This window comes from Nonomuraea sp. NPDC050022, assembly GCF_044460705.1.
Taxonomy (GTDB): domain Bacteria; phylum Actinomycetota; class Actinomycetes; order Streptosporangiales; family Streptosporangiaceae; genus Nonomuraea.
In genome coordinates this window covers 627,238-644,694 of record NZ_JBITKE010000003.1, presented here as the reverse complement: position 1 = coordinate 644,694, position 17,457 = coordinate 627,238, and the positions used below count along the sequence as shown (strand labels likewise).

15 protein-coding genes are annotated in these 17,457 nt (G+C 70.8%); 5 read left to right on the top strand and 10 right to left on the bottom strand.

Going from position 1 to position 17,457, the window contains the following annotated elements:
- Nucleotides 1-7 precede the first annotated feature (7 nt).
- From ACIBO2_RS14425 to ACIBO2_RS14410, 4 genes are all read left to right on the top strand, one after another.
- The gene (locus ACIBO2_RS14425) at nt 8-1,438 is read left to right on the top strand and encodes a penicillin-binding transpeptidase domain-containing protein (RefSeq protein ID WP_397297293.1); all 1,431 of its coding nucleotides are present in this window, start codon (nt 8-10) and stop codon (nt 1,436-1,438) included.
- 468 nt (nt 1,439-1,906) lie between these two features.
- Nucleotides 1,907-3,205: an ABC transporter substrate-binding protein gene (locus ACIBO2_RS14420; RefSeq protein WP_357950534.1), complete on the top strand. Its 1,299-nt coding sequence runs from the start codon at nt 1,907-1,909 to the stop codon at nt 3,203-3,205.
- Between the two features lie 58 nt (nt 3,206-3,263).
- On the top strand, nt 3,264-4,145 hold the full coding sequence (locus ACIBO2_RS14415; RefSeq protein WP_358539689.1) for a sugar ABC transporter permease: 882 nt from the start codon (nt 3,264-3,266) through the stop codon (nt 4,143-4,145).
- A complete protein-coding gene (locus tag ACIBO2_RS14410) occupies nt 4,142-4,999 on the top strand; it encodes a carbohydrate ABC transporter permease (RefSeq protein ID WP_357950539.1) in 858 nt (285 codons plus the stop codon). Before ACIBO2_RS14415 ends, ACIBO2_RS14410 begins: the two co-directional genes overlap by 4 nt.
- Nucleotides 5,000-5,003: 4 nt before the next feature.
- Here ACIBO2_RS14410 and ACIBO2_RS14405 read toward each other — a convergent pair whose 3' ends face one another.
- The 9 genes from ACIBO2_RS14405 to ACIBO2_RS14365 form a co-directional block, all read right to left on the bottom strand.
- Nucleotides 5,004-6,023, bottom strand: coding sequence for a 2-hydroxyacid dehydrogenase (locus ACIBO2_RS14405; protein ID WP_358539694.1), 1,020 nt, complete (start codon nt 6,021-6,023; stop codon nt 5,004-5,006).
- Complete coding sequence (locus ACIBO2_RS14400; protein ID WP_397297289.1) at nt 6,020-6,634, bottom strand: histidine phosphatase family protein; 615 nt, start codon at nt 6,632-6,634, stop codon at nt 6,020-6,022. Before ACIBO2_RS14400 ends, ACIBO2_RS14405 begins: the two co-directional genes overlap by 4 nt.
- Nucleotides 6,631-8,112 carry an FGGY family carbohydrate kinase gene (locus ACIBO2_RS14395; protein ID WP_358539701.1) on the bottom strand — a complete coding sequence of 494 codons (1,482 nt, stop codon included), beginning with the start codon at nt 8,110-8,112 and terminating at the stop codon, nt 6,631-6,633. Before ACIBO2_RS14395 ends, ACIBO2_RS14400 begins: the two co-directional genes overlap by 4 nt.
- Entirely contained in the window at nt 8,109-9,584 is a 1,476-nt protein-coding gene (locus tag ACIBO2_RS14390) for an FGGY-family carbohydrate kinase (protein WP_358539704.1), read from the bottom strand. Before ACIBO2_RS14390 ends, ACIBO2_RS14395 begins: the two co-directional genes overlap by 4 nt.
- Nucleotides 9,584-10,819 carry a sugar ABC transporter permease gene (locus ACIBO2_RS14385; RefSeq protein WP_358539708.1) on the bottom strand — a complete coding sequence of 412 codons (1,236 nt, stop codon included), beginning with the start codon at nt 10,817-10,819 and terminating at the stop codon, nt 9,584-9,586. Before ACIBO2_RS14385 ends, ACIBO2_RS14390 begins: the two co-directional genes overlap by 1 nt.
- Nucleotides 10,816-11,607 (bottom strand): ATP-binding cassette domain-containing protein, encoded by a 792-nt coding sequence (locus tag ACIBO2_RS14380; RefSeq protein WP_358539711.1) that lies wholly within the window; start codon nt 11,605-11,607, stop codon nt 10,816-10,818. Before ACIBO2_RS14380 ends, ACIBO2_RS14385 begins: the two co-directional genes overlap by 4 nt.
- Nucleotides 11,608-11,625: 18 nt before the next feature.
- Nucleotides 11,626-12,723: a sugar ABC transporter substrate-binding protein gene (locus tag ACIBO2_RS14375; RefSeq protein ID WP_358539715.1), complete on the bottom strand. Its 1,098-nt coding sequence runs from the start codon at nt 12,721-12,723 to the stop codon at nt 11,626-11,628.
- 256 nt (nt 12,724-12,979) lie between these two features.
- A complete protein-coding gene (locus ACIBO2_RS14370) occupies nt 12,980-13,945 on the bottom strand; it encodes a sugar-binding transcriptional regulator (RefSeq protein ID WP_225291924.1) in 966 nt (321 codons plus the stop codon).
- Between the two features lie 122 nt (nt 13,946-14,067).
- The gene (locus ACIBO2_RS14365) at nt 14,068-15,054 is read right to left on the bottom strand and encodes an ArsR/SmtB family transcription factor (protein ID WP_397297285.1); all 987 of its coding nucleotides are present in this window, start codon (nt 15,052-15,054) and stop codon (nt 14,068-14,070) included.
- A gap of 115 nt (nt 15,055-15,169) precedes the next feature.
- Between ACIBO2_RS14365 and ACIBO2_RS14360 the strand changes: the two genes are divergently transcribed.
- Nucleotides 15,170-16,498 (top strand): MFS transporter, encoded by a 1,329-nt coding sequence (locus ACIBO2_RS14360; protein WP_397297283.1) that lies wholly within the window; start codon nt 15,170-15,172, stop codon nt 16,496-16,498.
- On the opposite strand, the gene ACIBO2_RS14355 is transcribed toward ACIBO2_RS14360, so the two are convergent.
- Nucleotides 16,464-17,444: a LacI family DNA-binding transcriptional regulator gene (locus ACIBO2_RS14355; RefSeq protein ID WP_397297281.1), complete on the bottom strand. Its 981-nt coding sequence runs from the start codon at nt 17,442-17,444 to the stop codon at nt 16,464-16,466. The genes ACIBO2_RS14360 and ACIBO2_RS14355 overlap by 35 nt on opposite strands.
- Nucleotides 17,445-17,457: the final 13 nt, after the last annotated feature.

The window sequence follows — 17,457 nt, the reverse complement described above, 5'->3', positions numbered from 1 at the left end:
CGGGACCATGGCCGGGCCCAGGGCGAGACGGATCAACATTCCGCTGCGCCGCGTCGCCAAGGGGTGCGCGATGCTGCTGTTCGCGGTGCTGGCCAACATCACGGTGATCCAGGGGTTCGGGGCGCGGGGGCTCAACGCCGATCCGCGCAACCAGCGCTCCGCCATCGCCAGGTTCGACCATCCGCGCGGCGACATCCTCACCTATGACGGCACGACCGTCGCCGTGAGCCGGGCGACGGCCCGCGGGCCGTACGTGTATCGCCGTGTCTACCCCCACGGCGAGCTGTACGCCCCAGTGACCGGGACGGCGTCACTCAGCCGGACCACGGGCATCGAGGGGGCCTCGGACGACGTCCTGTCCGGCGACGACCCGAGGATCCAGGTCCGCTCACTCGTCGGACACGGCAGGGCCCGCGGCGCCGACGTCCGGCTCACGATCACCGATCGCGCGCAGACGGCCGCGTACGAGAGCCTCAGGGCGGCGGGCCGGCCGGGCGCCGCGGTCGCCGTCAACCCGGCGACCGGCGCGATCCTCGCCCTTGCCAGCTACCCGACGTACGACCCCAACGCCTACACCACCACCGACCCCGCCGAACTGGCCAAGACGGACCGGCGCCTGCGCGGCGACCCCGCCGGGCCGCTGGTCAACCGGGCGGTCAGCCAGAGGTATCCGCCCGGCTCCGCGTTCAAGCTGGTCACCACGGCCGCCGCCCTGTCGTCGGGCGAGTACTCGCTCACCTCACGGGTTGACGCGCCCGACCGGCTGCGGCTGCCCGGCAGCACGGCCTACCTGCCCGAGACGGGCGGGTCCTGCGGCGATGCCCGTCCGACGCTGCCGGACGCCTTCCGGTCCTCCTGCGACACCGCCTTCGCCGGCATCGGCCTCCAGTTGGGGCAGGACATCCTGCGCGACCAGGCGGAGGCGTTCGGCTTCAACGACCGCGACCTCACGATCCCGTTGCAGGTCACCGCCAGCACCTACCCTCCGAACATGAATCGGGCCCAGACCGCCCTGTCGGCCATCGGGCGGCATGACGTCCGGGCCACGCCGCTGATGATCGCCATGCTGTCGGCCGCCGTCGCCAACCACGGCGTCCTCATGCGCCCGTACCTGGTGGAGGATGTACGCCTGCCGGACGGCTCGCTCATCGACCGGGCCGACCCGGCGCCGTACCGGGTGAGCATCCCCGCCACCCTGGCCGGCCAGCTCACGTCGATGATGCGCACGGTCACCGGTGCCGGCGGTTCCGGTACGGCGTCCGCCATCCCGGGCGCGCAGGTGGCGGCCAAGTCGGGGGTAGGGGAGGATCACGCGCTCTTCACGGCGTTCGCCCCGGCGGACACGCCGGAGGTGGCCGTGGGCGTGGTCCTGGAGCACGCCGCCCCGTCGACCGCCGCTCTCATCGCCCGCGCGGTCCTGGAGGCGGCACTCTCCTAATGAGGTACGCCAACCCGCGCCCACGGGGATGACCTCGGCACTCTTCTCCTCCTACATATGAGGCTGCACAGACCTCTCTACACATCTCCGGGGCCGAACGGTTACATCCTCGAATGGCCATCTCGACGCATGCGGCGTCCCGTCCACATGTCTAACGTTCTGCATGTGATCGACCGCACCTTGCGATCTCGCCTCTCAGTCAGGGGGCGTCGTGGCTCGATCCAATGGGGCGTCGCGTGTCCAGGCGGAGCTTGGCCTCCTCGGAGGGGTGGGGGTCTGGTTCCGGACGCGTGACAGCGGGCTCGAGCCGCGCAGGGCTCGGGCCCGCCCACCACCTGCTGGTCGTCGCGCCTATGCGGACCTGTTATCAGCACATGCCTTGACGGCTCCAAGTGCGAAGTGGGTTGATTGCCCTACTGACAACGTTGTCAACCTTCACCACTCGGGGTTTCGAAGGGACGGTGTGCGATGCGACGACGGTGGTTGGCGGCCGTCGCGATCACTATGGCGAGCGTGCTCGGCCTGGCCGGCTGCGGTGGTAGCGGCGGCGGCGCAACGGCGAGCCCGCAGGCCACGGGTGGCGGCGAGAAGAAGCAGGTCGAGGTGTTCTCGTGGTGGACCGGGCCGGGTGAGGCCGACGGTCTGAAGGCGATGCGGGAGATCTTCGAGAAGGAGAACCCGAACTACACCTTCTTCGACGCGGCGGTGGCGGGCGGCTCCGGCGACAAGGCCAAGGCGCTGCTGCAGTCGAAGTTGCAGGCGGACACCCCGCCGGACACTTTCCAGGGTCACGCGGGCGCCGAATTGCAGGGCTACATCAAGGCGGGCGACCTGGAGGACCTCAACTCCCTCTATGACGAGTTGAAGCTGAAGGACGTCTTCCCCTCCCAGCTGATCGACCAGATCAGCGTGGACGGCAAGATCTATTCGGTGCCGGTCAACATCCACCGGTCGAACGTGCTGTGGTTCAACCCGAAGCTGCTGAAGGAGGCGGGGATCGCGGCCGCGCCCAAGTCGGTCGACGAGTTCATCGCCGACCTGGGCAAGGTGAAGGCCAAGGGCAAGATCCCGCTGTCCATCGGTTCGGAGTGGACCGTGGTGCACCTGATGGAGAGCGTGCTGCTCGGCTCGCTCGGCACCGACGCCTACAACGCGCTGTTCAAGCCGGGCGCCAACTGGGGCAGCCCCGAGGTGAAGAAGGCGCTGGAGAGCTTCAAGACGATCATGTCGTACGCGGGCGACCCGCAGGACGACTGGCAGCCCGCGGCCAAGCAGGTGGCCGACGGCGAGGCCGCGTTCAACGTCATGGGTGACTGGGCCTACGGCTACTTCCACAACCCGCCGGACGGCGGCCTGGGCAAGAAGTCGAAGGAGGACTTCGACTGGGCGCCCTCTCCCGGCACCGAGGGCACCTACCTGTGGCTGTCCGACAGCTTCACGCTGCCCAAGGGCGCCAAGAACCGTGACGGGGCCATCGCCTGGCTCAAGGTCGCGGCCAGCAAGGAGGGACAGGACGCCTTCAACCCGAAGAAGGGCTCCATCCCCGCCCGTAAGGACGCCGATCAGTCGCTCTACACCGACTATCTGGCGGACGCGCTGAAGGACTGGTCGAGCAACAAGCTGGCCGGCTCCATCCAGCACGGGGTGTCGGTGAACCAGCCGTGGCTGGCCTCGATCACCGAGGCGGTCGGCCTGTTCATCGGCAGCAAGGACGTCGCGGCCCTGCAGAAGGGGCTCGTCGACGCCGCAACGGCCAACGCGCAGTAAGACAGTCACCCGGGTACGGCAGGCGTTCACGCCTGCCGTACCTCTTGGAGGGGATATTGTGAGGCGGGCACGCACCTGGCTGCCTGGTTTACTCCTCGTCACGCCGTCCATCATCGCGATCGGCGTGTTCGTGTACGGCATGCTGGGCTGGAACTTCCAGCTGGCCATGACCGACAAGCACGACGAGGTGTCCGAGGGCAAGTTCGTCGGGCTGAAGAACTTCGTCGACATCTGGGACCTGCCTCGATGGCACCTCTCGGTACAGCACGCGATCATGTTCACGCTCGTGTTCGTGCTGGGCGCGCTGGTGCTCGGCTGGTTCCTGGCCTTCCTCATGGAGAAGGGGATCAGGGGCGAGGGGACGTTCCGGGCGATCTACCTGTTCCCGATGGCCATCTCGTTCGTCGCGACCGGCATCGTGTGGCGCTGGCTGATGAACTCGGGGATGGAGCAGCGGGCGGTCGGGCTCAACCGGCTCTTCGACTGGATCGGGCTGCCGCAGTGGCAGTGGTTCCGGGATCCGGACTGGGGGATGGCCGCGATGGCTCTCCCGGCAGTCTGGCAAATGTCCGGATATGTCATGGCACTGTTCCTGGCGGGGTTCCGCGGCGTGCCGGAGGAGCTGCGCGAGGCGGCGCGGGTCGACGGGTGCAACGAGTGGGGCGTCTACCGGTACGTCGTGCTGCCGATGCTCCGGCCCGTGACGCTGTCGGCGCTGATCATCCTCGGGCACATCTCGCTCAAGGTGTTCGACCTGATCGTGGCGGTGTCGGGCAAGCAGATCATCACCGACGTGCCCGCCGTGTTCATGTGGGTGGCGGTGTTCGACTCCCACGACCCGGCCAAGGGCGCCACCATCGCCTCGTACATCGTGCTGAGCGTGGCCGTCTTCGTCATCCCGTACCTGATCTGGTCCGTGCGTAAGGAGAGGCGTTCATGACCGCGGTGATCGGGCGCCGGCGGGTGTCCAGCGGCGTGCGGCTCGTCCTGCTGATCGCCTTCGTGGTGATCTTCCTGATCCCGATCTACGTCCTGCTGGTCACCAGCTTCAAGCCGCTCACCGAGGCGGACCCGAGCCAGGCGTGGAATCTGCCGCGGACCTGGACTTTCGAGGCGTGGCGGGTGGCATGGGAGAAGCTGGCCCCGGGCCTGTGGAACTCCGTCCTGCTGGCCGTGCCGGGCTCGCTGCTGTCCTGCGTGCTCGGTTCCATGAACGGCTACGTGCTGTCGAAATGGCGCTTCCCGGGCGCGGACCTGCTGTTCACGCTGTTCCTGTTCGGCATGTTCATCCCCTACCAGGGGGTGATGATTCCGCTGGTGCAGCTCCTGGTGAAGCTCAACGAGGTGACCGGGCTGCAGGGCGTCTTCTACGGCGGGATCCCCGGGCTGACGCTGGCGCATGTGGTCTACGGCATCCCGATCTGCACGCTGATCTTCCGCAACTACTACGTCACCATCCCGGACGAGCTCATCGAGGCCTCGCGGGTGGACGGCGCGGGGATGCTGCGTACGTACTGGTCGGTAGTGCTGCCGGTGTCCGCGCCGGCCATCGCGGTGGTGATCATCTGGCAGTTCACCTCGATGTGGAACGACTTCCTGTTCGCCGTCTTCCTCACCGGGCCGACGAGCTGGCCGACGACCGTCATGCTCAACAACATCGCCGGCGCCCAGGCCACGCCGTACAGCCAGCAGATGGCGGCGGCGATTCTGGCGTCGGTGCCGACGATGCTGATCTACGTGCTGCTCGGCCGGTTCTTCATGCGCGGGCTGATGGCCGGCGCGCTCAAGGGATAGAGCTTTATGGGATGAGGGCCGCTGGGTTGGCCCAGTGCTTGAGCGGCTCCTTGCGGACGTAGCGGGCCACGTCCTCGGCGACGATCTCGGCGGCGTTCATGGCCGTCTCCTTGCTGGCGCCGGCCAGGTGCGGGGTCATCACCAGGTTGGGGGTCGTGAGGAGCCGCGACCCCGCCGGGATGGGCTCCTCGGGGAAGACGTCCACCGCGGCGCCGAACAGGTGACCCGACTCCAGCGCGTCGCACAGGGCGTCGTAGTCGAGCAGCGAGCCGCGCGCGCAGTTGACGATGACGGACCCGCGGGGCATCGCGGCGATCTGCGGTGCGCTGATCATGCCGATGGTCTCGGGGGTGGCCCGCGCGTGCAGGGAGAGGAACTGGGAGCGTTCGAGCAGCTCGGCCAACTCCACCTGTCCTGAAATTTCCACGTAAGGGTCGTAGACCAGGACCTCTGCCCCGAAGCCCTCCAGCATGCGGGCCACCCGGCGGCCGATCGCCCCGTAGCCGACCAGGCCCGCCGTGGAGCCCTCCAGCTCGGGCCCGACGTTGTCATAGGTGTAGTAGTCGCCCCGCCAGACGCCCCCCGCCAGGTCGGCGTGCGTCTGGGGGATGCGGCGGGTGGCCGCGAGGAGCATGGCCAGCGTGTGCTCGGCGGTGGCCACGGCGTTGCGTCCCGGCGCGAACGTGACCGCGACGCCCGCCTCGGTGGCCGCGTCCAGGTTGGCGTTGACCGGGCCGCCCCGGCTGACACAGAACAGCTTGAGCTCCGGCGACGCGTCCAGCACCCGCTTCGTCAGGGGGGCCATCTGGGTCACGCAGACCTCGACGCCGCGCAGCGCCTCGATCAGCTCGTCCTCCACATCGGACGCCTCGTCCACCTCGCTCACCCGGCCGAACGGCACCTCCGGCCACGGCAGCGTCAGCTCGCTGATCTCCACCTCACCGGGAACCGCGTGCCGGAGCGCGTCGATGAAGAGGCGGTTCTGGACGAAGTGGTCGCCGGCGGCGAGGACTCGGATGGTCAACGAAGAGCTCCAATCGGGGAGTTGTACCGCAGGATCGCCACCTGGCCGTTCCGCGGGCGGATCTCGGTGATGGCGCAGTTGTCCAGCTTTGGGAAAAGCCGCCGGTACTCGTCCAGCGGCACGCCCATGAGGCGGCACAGCGCGATCCTGATGACGGTCGTGTGGGCGACGACCATCACCCGGCCGTCGGGATGGGCGGCGGCGATGTCCCGCAGGCACTCGGTGAACCGGTCAGCCGCCAGCTTGGGATCCTCGCCGCCCGGCAGCGGGTTCGTGGCGGGATCGGCCTCGAAGGCGGCGCGGGCCTCGGGGAAGCGCTCGCGCATCTCCGCCGCGGTCAGCCCGTCGGCCTGGCCGAAGTCGAGCTCCCGCAGTCGCTCGTCCACCCGCAGCTCGACACCCGCCGCCTCGGCGCTGGCGGCGGCGGTGATGCGGGCCCTGCTCAGCGTGGACGCCCAGACGGCCGCGAGCCCGGCCCGGCCCGCCCAGGAGGCCAGCTGCCCGGCCTGGTCGAGGCCGCGCGGGGTCAGCTCGATGTCGCTGAGCCCGGCGTAGCGGTTCTCGGCATGCCAGACGGACTCGCCGTGGCGCACCAGTGCGATGTTGGTCATGGCGCGGTCCTCTCACGGGCGTGGTCGGCGGCGCTCGCGGGCAGCCAGCCGCGTCCTTCCAGTTCGGTGACGAAGCGTAGGTAGGTCTCGTCCATGCGGGGTCCTGCCGGGTCCACGACCGCGCGGGTGCGGATCATCGCGGCCGCGTCGCCCTTGTCTCCGGCGGCCAGTACGGCCATGCCGAGCGCGGGCTCGGCGTTCTCCCGCAGCGTGACGGGACGTCCGAGGACGTCGGCGCGCAGCTGGGTCCAGTACGCGCTCCTGGTGGCTCCGCCGGTCAGCACGATCTCCCCGTCCGCCGGGGCGCCCAGCAGGTCGAGATAGTCGAAGCAGAGCCGCTCGACGAACGCCGCGCCGCGCAGGATCGCCACGTAGCGCTCGACGTCGTCGGCGGGGCGGCCGAGCGTGAATCCCTCGGCCTCGGGCGCCACGAACGGGAACCGCTCCCCGCGCGACACGAGCGGATAGGTGACGACCGGCTCCCCGGTGCTGGTGGGGGTGGCGGCGGGACCGAAGCGGGCGGTGGGGCCGTAACGGGCGGCGGCCTGGGTGCTCATCGCGTCGAGGTCCTGCCCGGCGAACTCGCGGGTCAGCACCCCCGCGCCCGTGCTCGACGCGCCACCCGGCAGCCACGAGCCGTCCGGCGCGCGGTGCGAGTAGACGACGCCCAGCGGGTCGTGGATCAGCTCTCTGGTGACGCCCTTGAGCACCAGGGTGGTGCCCATGACGGAGTTCCAGCTGCCCGGCGTCATCGCCCCGGCGCCGAGCTGCGCCGCGCACCCGTCGGTGGTCCCGGCGATCACCGGGGTGCCGAGTGGGATGCCGGTGCTCGCGGCGGCCTCGGCGCAGACCGTGCCGAGCGTGGTGCCGGGCCGTACGACGTCGGGCAGTGTCTCGGCGGGCACCCCCAGCTCGTCGAACACCTCGTACGGCCACCGCTCCTCGATCAGGTCCACGCCGGTCTTCAGCGCGTTGCTCAGATCGGTGGCCACGTCGCGCCCGACCAGGCGCCGGTTGACGAAGTCGTTCTGGTGCGCCAGCCGCGCGCCCGGTGGGGCGTCAGGCAGCAGCCACAGCAGCTTGGGCAGCGCCCAGTTGGCCTGCATGCGCTGGTAGCCGAGCCGTTGCCAGACGGCCGCGCCGACCGAGTCGATCCGCGCCACCTCGGCCGCCGCCCGCCGGTCGTCGTACATCAGACCGGGGGTCAGCGGGGTGCCGTCGGGGCCGGTCAGCAGGATCGTGCCCGAGGTCGCGGCCACGGCGACGCCGCGGATCCGCTCCGGCGGCACCTCGCGCAGCGCCTCGCGGGTGGCGGCGGCGAGCTGGCGCCACCACTCCTCAGGGTCCTGCTCGTGCCGGGGCCCGTCGCGGTGGCTGGTCAGCGGCCTGCTCGCCGCGCCGAGCACCTCGCCGCCGTCCGTGACGGCCATCGCCCGGACGCTCTGCGTGCCCAGGTCCACACCGATCCAGACGCTCACGAGCGCCCCCGCATCTCGGCGAGCAGCGGCCATGATCGGGCGCTGGTCTCGCGCAGGGCCAGGAAGTCCTGGTACGCCGTGCCGTACGCGCCGGACTCGGGTCGTACGGCATCCCGCAACCGGACGAACCGGTCGGCCGCCGCCTCGATGCTCGTGGCCGCGCCCGTGGCGACCAGGCCGACCAGGAAGGCGCCCCTGGCGCCGACCTCGGTGTCACCCGATCGGAAGACCGGCAGGCCGGTGACGTCGGAGATCATCCGCAGCCACAGTGCGCTGGCTGAGCCGCCGCCGCACACCCGCAGCTCGTGCGGCCCCTCACCGGAGGCGGCCAGGCAGTCCTGGATGACGAGCGTGAGCCCTTCGAGCACGGCTCGGGCGACGTGCTCGCGCCCATGCTCGAAGGACAGGCCGAGGAAGGCGCCCCTGGCCAGCGGATCGGAGAACGGCGCGCGCTCACCGGCGGGGGAGAAGTAGGGCTGGAACGACAGCCCGCCCGCGCCCGGCGGGCCGGTGGCGGCCAGCTCGCCCAGCTCGGCCGGGCCGTCCAGGCCGAGCAGCCGGCAGGCCCACTGCAGGACCTCGGTGCCGGCGAAGGTGGGGAAGGCGCGCAGGTAGCCGTCGGGCATCGCGATCGTGATGCCGACGGGCTCGCCGTCCAGGTCGGGCCGCTCGACGACGGTCTCCGTGCAGAGCGTGGTGCCCAGGATGCTGCACGCCTGTCCGGGGCCGACGCTGCCGGCGCCGATCGCGGTGGCGGCGATGTCGTAGGGCGCCATCACGACCGGTGTCCCGGCGGGCAGCCCGAGGAGCTCGGCGGCCTCCCGCGTCAGGGCGCCCACCCGGCGCGTGTCGTCGCGCAACTCGGGCAGCAGGCGTTCGGCCCATTCCAGGCCGAACATGGCCAGGAGCGCGGGGGAGTAGGCGCGGGTGCGCAGGTCCATGAAGGGGGCCGAGCCGTCGGACTCGTCGGCGGCCAGCTCGCCGGTCAGCCGGGAGAAGATCCAGCCGCCGCACGTCAGGTTGGCGGCCGAGCGAGTCAGCCGGTCGGGGTCGTGCTCGTTCAGCCAGGTCAGGATCGCGTGGGGGAGACCGGAGGCGGCGGAGGAGCCGTTGACGCGGAAGGCGTCGGCGGCCAGCCCTGAGCGGTTCCAGTGGTCGACGGTGGCGGCGGCGCGGCCGTCGTTCCACAGGATCGCCGGACCGGTGGGGCGGCCCGCCGCGTCGACCAGCCAGCAGCCGTCACCCTGCGCGGTCACGGCGACGAAGTCCGGCGCGGTGCCGAGCCGGGACGCGACCTCGCGGACCGTGCCGGCGACCGCGTCCCAGACTGAGTCCATGTCCTGCTCGGCCTGGCCGGGCGCGGGCCTGGAGACGGTGGTTCCGTGCCGGGCGACGGCCGTCTCGGCGCCCGTCTCGTCGTACCCGACGGCCTTGATGACAGTGGTCCCCGCGTCGACGCAGATGACCGCCATCAGGCGCGTCCGTGGGAGGTCCGCGACTTGCGGGCGATCGAGTCGACGACCACCGCGAGCAGCAGGACGATGCCCGTGACCACGAAGCGGATGGAGGAGTCGAGGTTGAGCAGGGTCAGCCCGCTGGAGATCGACTGGATGACGATGATGCCGAGCAGCGCGCCGAAGGCCGTGCCGCGCCCGCCGAACAGGCTCGTCCCGCCGATCACGGCCGCCGCGATGGCGTTGAGGTTGACGTCGCCCGAGCCGCTGCTCTGGTTCGCCGCGGCCAGCCGGGCCGCCGCGAGGATGCCGCCGACCGCCGCGAACGACGAGCAGAGCACGAACACCGAGGTGTAGACGGCCTTGACGTTGATGCCCGCGCGGCGCGCGGCCTCCACGTTGCCGCCGACCGCGTAGACGGCCCGGCCCCACTTGGTACGCGACAGCAGGTAGTGCATGATCAGCACCAGCGCCACGAAGAAGATGAACATCCAGCCGATGCCGCGGGTCTGCCCGAGGTAGTAGACCACGAAGGCCAGCACGACCAGCAGCGCCAGGCTCCTGACGGCCAGCATGGACAGGCTCCTGGCCGACAGCCCGGCGCGCCGCCGCTCCTGGGCGTGCAGGTAACCGCTGGCGAACAGCCAGACGGCCGCGATCACCGCGAAGCAGTACGACAGCCAGGCCGGTACGAAGTCGAGCTGCGCGAAGTTCACCAGGCCCGAGTCGAACGGCAGGTTGATCGAGCCCTTGGTGCCCAGCACGTAGAGCTGCAGCCCGAGGAAGGCCAGCAGCCCGGCCATCGTGATGACGAAGCTCGGCACCCCGAAGCGGTTGAACAGCTGCGCGTACACCCAGCCGATCACCGCGCCCATGATGACCGCGGCCAGGATGGCCAGCCAGACCGGCAGCCCCTTGGCCACGAAGAGCACGGCGAGCACGGCCCCAGACAGGCCGCTGACCGAGCCGACCGACAGGTCGATCTGGCCGACCAGCAGCACGCAGACGATGCCCAGCGCGATGATGCCGGTCGCGGCCGACTCCAGCGTGAGGTTCACCAGGTTCGCGCTGGACAGGAAGATCGGGTTGAGGATCTGCAGCACCGTCCAGATGACGATGAGCCCCACCACGACGGGGATCACGCCCAGGTCGCCGCCACGGGCCCGTTCGAGCACGTCGGCGATCGCGCCGCGCAGCCCTTCGTTCCCGCTCAGCCGCTCGTCCTGGCGGTCCGTGGTGAGCGTGCTGTTCATGAGGGCAGACCTTCCTTGCGGCGCGCCTGGCGCTGGGAGACCGCATTGTCGGTGGCGCCGGTGATGGCGGCGATGATCTCTTCGGTGGAGACCGCGCCCACGTCGAACACCCCGTTGTTGCGGCCGAGCCGGAGCACGGCCACGGTGTCGGCCACGGCCTGCACGTCGGCCATGTTGTGGCTGATCATGATGACGCCGAGGCCGTTCTCGCGCAGCCGCTCGACCAGGTTGAGCACCTCCGCCGTCTGGGCGACGCCCAGGGCGGCGGTCGGCTCGTCGAGGATGATCACCTTGGGGTCGCCGAGCAGCGACCTGGCGATGGCCACCGTCTGCCGCTGGCCGCCGGAGAGCGCGGCCACCGGCACGCGGACACTCGGGATCTTCGCTGACAGCTGGCGGAGCAGCTCCCAGGAGCGGGTCTCCATCGCCACGTCGTTCAGCCGGAGCGGGCGGACCTCCTGGCCCAGGAACAGGTTCTGGATCACGTTGAGGTTCTCGCACAGGGCGAGGTCCTGGAACACGGTGGCGATGCCGAGTTTGTGCGCCGCCGCCGGCGTCGGGATGTGGATGTCCCGCGACTCGAAGGTGATCGTCCCCGAATCGGGCGGATGCACCCCCGACAGGATCTTGACCAGCGTCGACTTGCCCGCGCCGTTGTCACCGACGATGGCCATGACCTGGCCCGCCGCGACATCGAGGTCGATATCGGTGAGCGCGGCGACCGCTCCGAACGTCTTGCTGATCCCTCGCAGGGACAGAACGCTGTCCGCTTGCTGTGTGGGCGACAAGGCCGCTCCTCCCTAGCCCTACTTGATGTCCAGGTCGGCGCAGCCCTTGGCGTATTCGCCGGTGCACACTTCGCCGGCCTTCATGATGCCGCTGTCGAACAGGACCGCCTTGATGTTCTCCTTGGTCACGACCGTGGGGACGAACAGCTGGGACGGCGTGTTGTAGAGCGTGGTCTTGCCCGCGGGCTTCTTGCCCTGCATGAACTGGTAGGCGACGTCGGCCGACGCCTCCGCCACGATCTTGATCGGCTTGGAGATCGTGTTGTACTGGTCGCCGGCGATGATCCGCTGGGCGGCGGCCGGCTCGGCGTCGTTGCCCGTGACCGGCGGCACCTTCACGCCGGCCGCCTTGAACGCGGCGATCGAGCCGCCGCCGGTGCCGTCGTTGGCCGCGACCACGCCGGCGATCTGGTCCTTGAACTGCGTGATCTGGCCGCTGACCCAGGTCTGGGCCTTCTCCGGCTGCCAGTCGGGAGTGTCGTACTCGGCCAGCAGCTTCAGGCCGCTCGGGTCGATCGCGCTGTGGATGCCCTTCTTGATCAGGCCGGCCGCCGCGTCCGTGGGCGAGCCGTTGACCTCCAGGAGGCCGCCCTGGATGTTCTCCTTCTTGAGGTGGTCGACCAGGGACTGGGCGATCATGTTGCCGATCTTCTCGTTGTCGAACGAGATGTAGTAGTCGGCGGGCGTGGCCGGGATCGGCCGGTCGTAGGCGATGACCGCCACTCCCTGCGACTGCGCCGTCTTGACCATCGTGGCCGCGGCGGCCGAGTCGACCGGGTCGAGCACGATGGCCTTGACGCCCTGCGCCAGGGCCGAGTTCGCCTGTTGCTGCTGCTTGGCCGCGTCGGAGTCGGCGTTCTGGTAGATGACCGTGCAGCTCGGGCAGAGCTGCTTCATCTTGGCCTCGAACAGCGGCTTGTCCTGCAGTTCGTACCTGGTGGAGGCGAGGTCGGGCATGAGGAAGGCCACCTTGGCGTTCTCCGCGCCGCCGCCCGCCTTGGTGCCGCTGGAGCCGCTGTCACCACCGGTGGAACCGGAGCCGCAGGCGGCCAGCGCCGACCCTGCGATGACTACAACCGCGGCGAACGCGGAGGTCCGCATCTGAACTCTCTTCACGGGATATTTCCTCACTTACTACGTCCTCACGGACTCGCTGATCGCGTCGCTCCCCTGAAAACGCCACGGGAGACAAGCCGCTCACAACCGGCCACGTCCTGTGGTGTGGCTCACGCTAGCGCGAGGTCTGAATAATTGTCCAGCAAAAGTGTTCAGGGCATGAGCCTGGTTTTGGGCAAGAAGTAGTCGTTTGGGGTTCGTTCCCGGTTTGTCGGGTGTTTATCAGGGCTTCGCTGTCGGGAACGTCGGCTGCTTGTCAGGAACGGCGTGCCGCGGCCAGGAGGCCCTCGGCGGTCAGGACGTCGGTGACCAGCTGGTTGAAGTAGCCGCCCTTGGCGCCCGCGATGATCGACAGCACCTTCTCGGCGCCCACCGCGACGGCGATCGACGACGGGATGCGGCGTAGTTCGTGCAGGCCGGGGGCCACCAGGCGCTCGCTGCCCGGGTAGGAGACCGGCTCGCCGGCGCGGTCGTACACACGCATGCAGACGTCGCCCACGGCCTCACGCAGGCTCTCCGCGTCGCGCGGCATGAAGGCGGGCACGACCTGCCGCATCAGCGGCGCGGAGCCGACGCCGACGATGGCGCACTTGGCGTGCGCCCACAGGTCCATGACCTTGCGCACCGACGGCTCGTGCTGGAGCGAGTAGAACAGCTCGGGCCCCGGCAGCGCGGGCGCGTACAGGTAGCTGGGCACGCCGCCGACGCGTTCGGCCAGGATGCGGGTGGTCTCGTTGGTCTGGAACCACGGCTGCGGCTCCTCCTGTCCGCCCACGGCTGGTGCGATGGTGACGCCGGGGAACTGCCCGAGCCCTTCACGCGCGCACTCGTACACCGTGCTGCCGGACGAGACCAGCACCACGTCGCCCGACTCCAGCCCGACCCCGGCCAGGGCACGGGCCAGCCCCGGCGCCAGCCAGGGGCCCAGCGCCGGGCCGCTGACCTTGGGGACCAGGTGGACGCGCCGCAGCCGCAGCGCCTCGGCCACGCTGGCGGCCAGGGGGCCGTCCTCAAGGGTGGCGGGACGGTGCACCTTGATCTCGACGATGCCCTGGCGGCGGGCCTCGGTGAGCAGCCGGCTCACGGTCGCCCTGCTGACGCCCAGCCGCTTGGCGATGTCGGCCTGGGTGGCGTCTTCGAGGTAGTACTGGGTCGCCGCCGCGTACATGAGATCGTGCGGGAACCGGGCCTGCGCCTCTGGCGCGACATCGGCGGCCTTCATGCGCGCGCTCCCTCGGCCTGAACAGTTGTGCTGGACGGATGTGACTATACCTTCGTGCCCTCAGATCACGGGGGTATCGAGTCTGCCGAACTATCATCGGTCCTCGCGCGCGTACCCGTGCTTCAGCTGTTTCCCGCTATGAGGGCGTCGCCGAGTGGGGTGCGGGCGTACAGGACGGCGCGGCCTGTACGGGTGCCCGCGATGAGGCCGGTGCGGCGCAGGGCGGCCAGGTGGCCGCCGGTGGTGCCGAGGCTGTGCCCGAGCAGGGCCGCGAGGTGGGTGGTGGTGGCGGGCACGGCGAGCTCGGCGAGGATGCGGGCCCGGGTGCGGCCGATCAGCACCGCCAGGCCCGCCCCCGTTCCTGTCGCGGGCGCCTCGACGGCCGTGCCGCGGGCCGGGTACGTGAGCGCGTACGGCCAGGCGTCCTCCAGGTAGGCGCCCACGGCGAGCACGAACGCCGACGGCAGGAACAGCAGCCCCTTGCCGCCGAGCCGGTGCCGCTCGTCGCTCTGGCCCATCCGGACCTCGATGTACCCGTCGCCGTGCCACCGGACCTGCTCGCTCAGGTCGTCGAGCGCGGCGGCCCAGCCGTACGCGGCGAGCCGGCCCGCCCGCTGCACCACGTCGCGTTCCAGGATCGCCTGGAAGCGCGGCCAGTCCTTGGACAGGATCTCCGTCCACAGCGTCTCGTAGGCGTCGGCCAGCACCTGGACGACGTCGGGTCCGAGCAGCAACTCCCTGGTCCACTCCGGCACGGGCGGCCGCTGGGCCAGGACGGAGGCGATCTCGCCGTGCGCCTGCTCGACCGGAGTCGTGCGCATGGCGGCCAGTTCGGTCTCGAACGGCACGCTCATCCCGGCGGGCGGCGGCGCGATGAAGTCGACGTTGCCGGTGCCCTTGTTGCCGGTGATCGCCGCCATGGCGCGCAGGGCGGGGTGGCGGCCGGCGAGCTCCTTGTACCGCTCGTGCCACCTGCCCACCCACCGCCGGTGCGCGCCCGCCCTGGTACGGCCTTCGAGCACCCACTGCGCGTGCATGGTCTCGATCAGCGGCGAGATGGCGAACCGGCTGGCCACCACGTCCTGCGGGGTGACCTCGATCCTGAACACCTTTCGTTTATATCCGAAACAGTCGCCCTCGCCGGGCGTGCTCCCGCAGCATCGTGACCGGCGGCTCCGAGACCTCCCTCCGGAGCCGCCCTTCTCACTCAACAGGGGGTGCGGGTTGACCGAGCGTGGGGCCACCTTCGGGCAGGTGTTCGCGGTACGGGAGTTCCGGGTGCTGTTCGGCAGCTTCGCGCTGCTGATCTCCGGGGACTCGATCAAGATGCTGGCATTGTCGGTGCTGGTGTACGCGGAGACGGGATCGCCGGGGCTCTCGGCCGCCACGTACATGGCCGGGTGGCTGCCGTACATCCTGGGCGGGATGTTCCTGCTCTCGCTGGCCGATCGGCTGCCACCTCGGGCGGTGATGGTCGCGGGGGAACTGGTCAGGGTGGTGGTGTGCCTGCTGCTGGCTTTCGCCGGGCTGCCGGTGCCGGTGATGCTCGGGCTGGTGCTGGTGACGGGGTTGTTCGCGCCGGTGTTCGGGGCGGCACGCAGTGCGTTGCTGCCGGACGTACTGCCTGGGGATGCGTTCGTGCTGGCGCGGTCGCTGATGGGGGTCACCTCGGCCGGCGCCCAGATCGCGGGGCTGGCCGTGGGGGGTGCCTTCCTGGCGGTCACGGGGCCACGCGGGGCGCTGGCGATCACGGCAGGGCTCTCGGCGGTGGCCGCCCTGGTGCTCCGGTACGGCCTGCCCTACCGGCCCGGCCGGGGCGCGGCTGCCAGTGGTGTGGCGGCTGGCGGTGCGGCGGTCGGCGGTACGGCGGCTGCTGGCGGCGCGGCGGTCGGCGATGCCTCGGCGGCTCGCGGCGCGGGCGGTGGGGCCGTGCGGGTGACTCTGCGGGTGAATCGGTTGCTGCTGGTCGATCGGCGGGTGCGGGGGCTGCTGCTGGCGAGCTGGCTGCCGTGCATGTGCATGGCCGGGGCCGAGGCGATGGTCGTGCCCTATCTGGGTGGCCAGGGGCAGGCGGGGGCGGTGCTGGCGGCGGCGGCCGGTGGGATGGCGGTCGGGGAGTTCGCTGTGGGGCGGTTCGCGGCTCCGGCGATCAGGGAGCGGCTGTCGCTGCCGTTGGCGGTGCTGATCGGGCTGCCATGGTTGGCCTTCCTCATGGCGCCCGGCGTGGCGTGGGCGGCGGTGCTGGCCGCCGTGTCCGCCGCCGGGGTGTCCTACCAGCTCGGGTTGCAGCGGCGCTTCGTGGACGCGGTGCCGGAGGAGGCGCGCGGCCAGGCGTTCGGGCTGCTGTCGGCCGGGCTGATGACCGGGCAGGCGATCGGCGCGGCGGTGATCGGTGTCCTGGGTGAGGCGATCGGCCCGGGACCGGCGATCTTCGCGGCGGGCATCGCGGGCGTCCTCGCCGCCCTGGCCCTGTCCGGCACACTACGCCCGGAAGCTCGCTCCGTCTCCGCCTCGGAGGTCACGGAGGTAGTTCGCCCGAGCCGCGGGGGATGAGGCGTACCGGCAGCTCGACGTGCTCCGACGGCCCGCCGTCCCCCGCCAGGCGGCGGAACAGCAGCTCGGCGGCCACCCGGCCCATCCCGGCCGGGTCCTGGGCCACCACCGTCACGCCGGGCGTCAGCAGGTCGGCCAGCTCGAAGTCGTCGAACCCGACCAGCCCCATCCGCCGCCCGCCCAGCGCACGCAGCGCGGTCACGGTGAGCCGCCCATTGCCGGTGAACAGGGCGGTCGGCGGCGAGTCGAGCGCCAGCATGCGCTCCAGATCGTCCCGGACCGTCTCGGGCGTCGGGGCGTGCATCGCCACCAGCCGGGGGTCGTAGAGCGGGCCGAGGGCCGCGCGGTAGCCCGCCAGCCGCTCGGCCGCCGTATAGATCGACGGATGGTCGCCGAGCATGGCGATCCGCCGGTGGCCGTGTGCCAGGAGGTGGCCGACGGCCTCCCTGGCGCCGCCCGCGTTGTCGCTGAGCACGGTGTCGACGTCCAGGCCAGGCCCGGGCGGCCGGTCGGCGAACACCGCGGGCGTCCCGGCGTCGAGCTCGGGACGCAGGTAGGAGTGGTCGTCACCGGCGGGCACCACGATCAGGCCGTCGACCCGGCGGGCGCAGAACGTACGCACCAGCTCGCGCTCCCTGGCCGGTTTCTCGCCGGACGAGCCGCTCAGCAGCAGGCAGCCCTCGACGATGACCACGTCCTCGACCGCCCGGCTCAGCCCCGCGTAGAACGGGTCGGCGACGTCCTCGATGACCAGCCCGACGGTCGCGGTGCGGCCCCTGCGCAGCACGCGCGCGCTCTCGTTGCGGCTGTAGCCCAGCCGGTCGATGGCCTCGCGCACCCGTTCGGCCGTCGCCGGGTTGACGCCCGGCTCGCCGTTGACGACGCGCGAGACCGTCTTGAGCGCCACCCCGGCTGCCGTGGCGACATCCTTCATCGTCGGTCTCACCCTTGGATCCTTT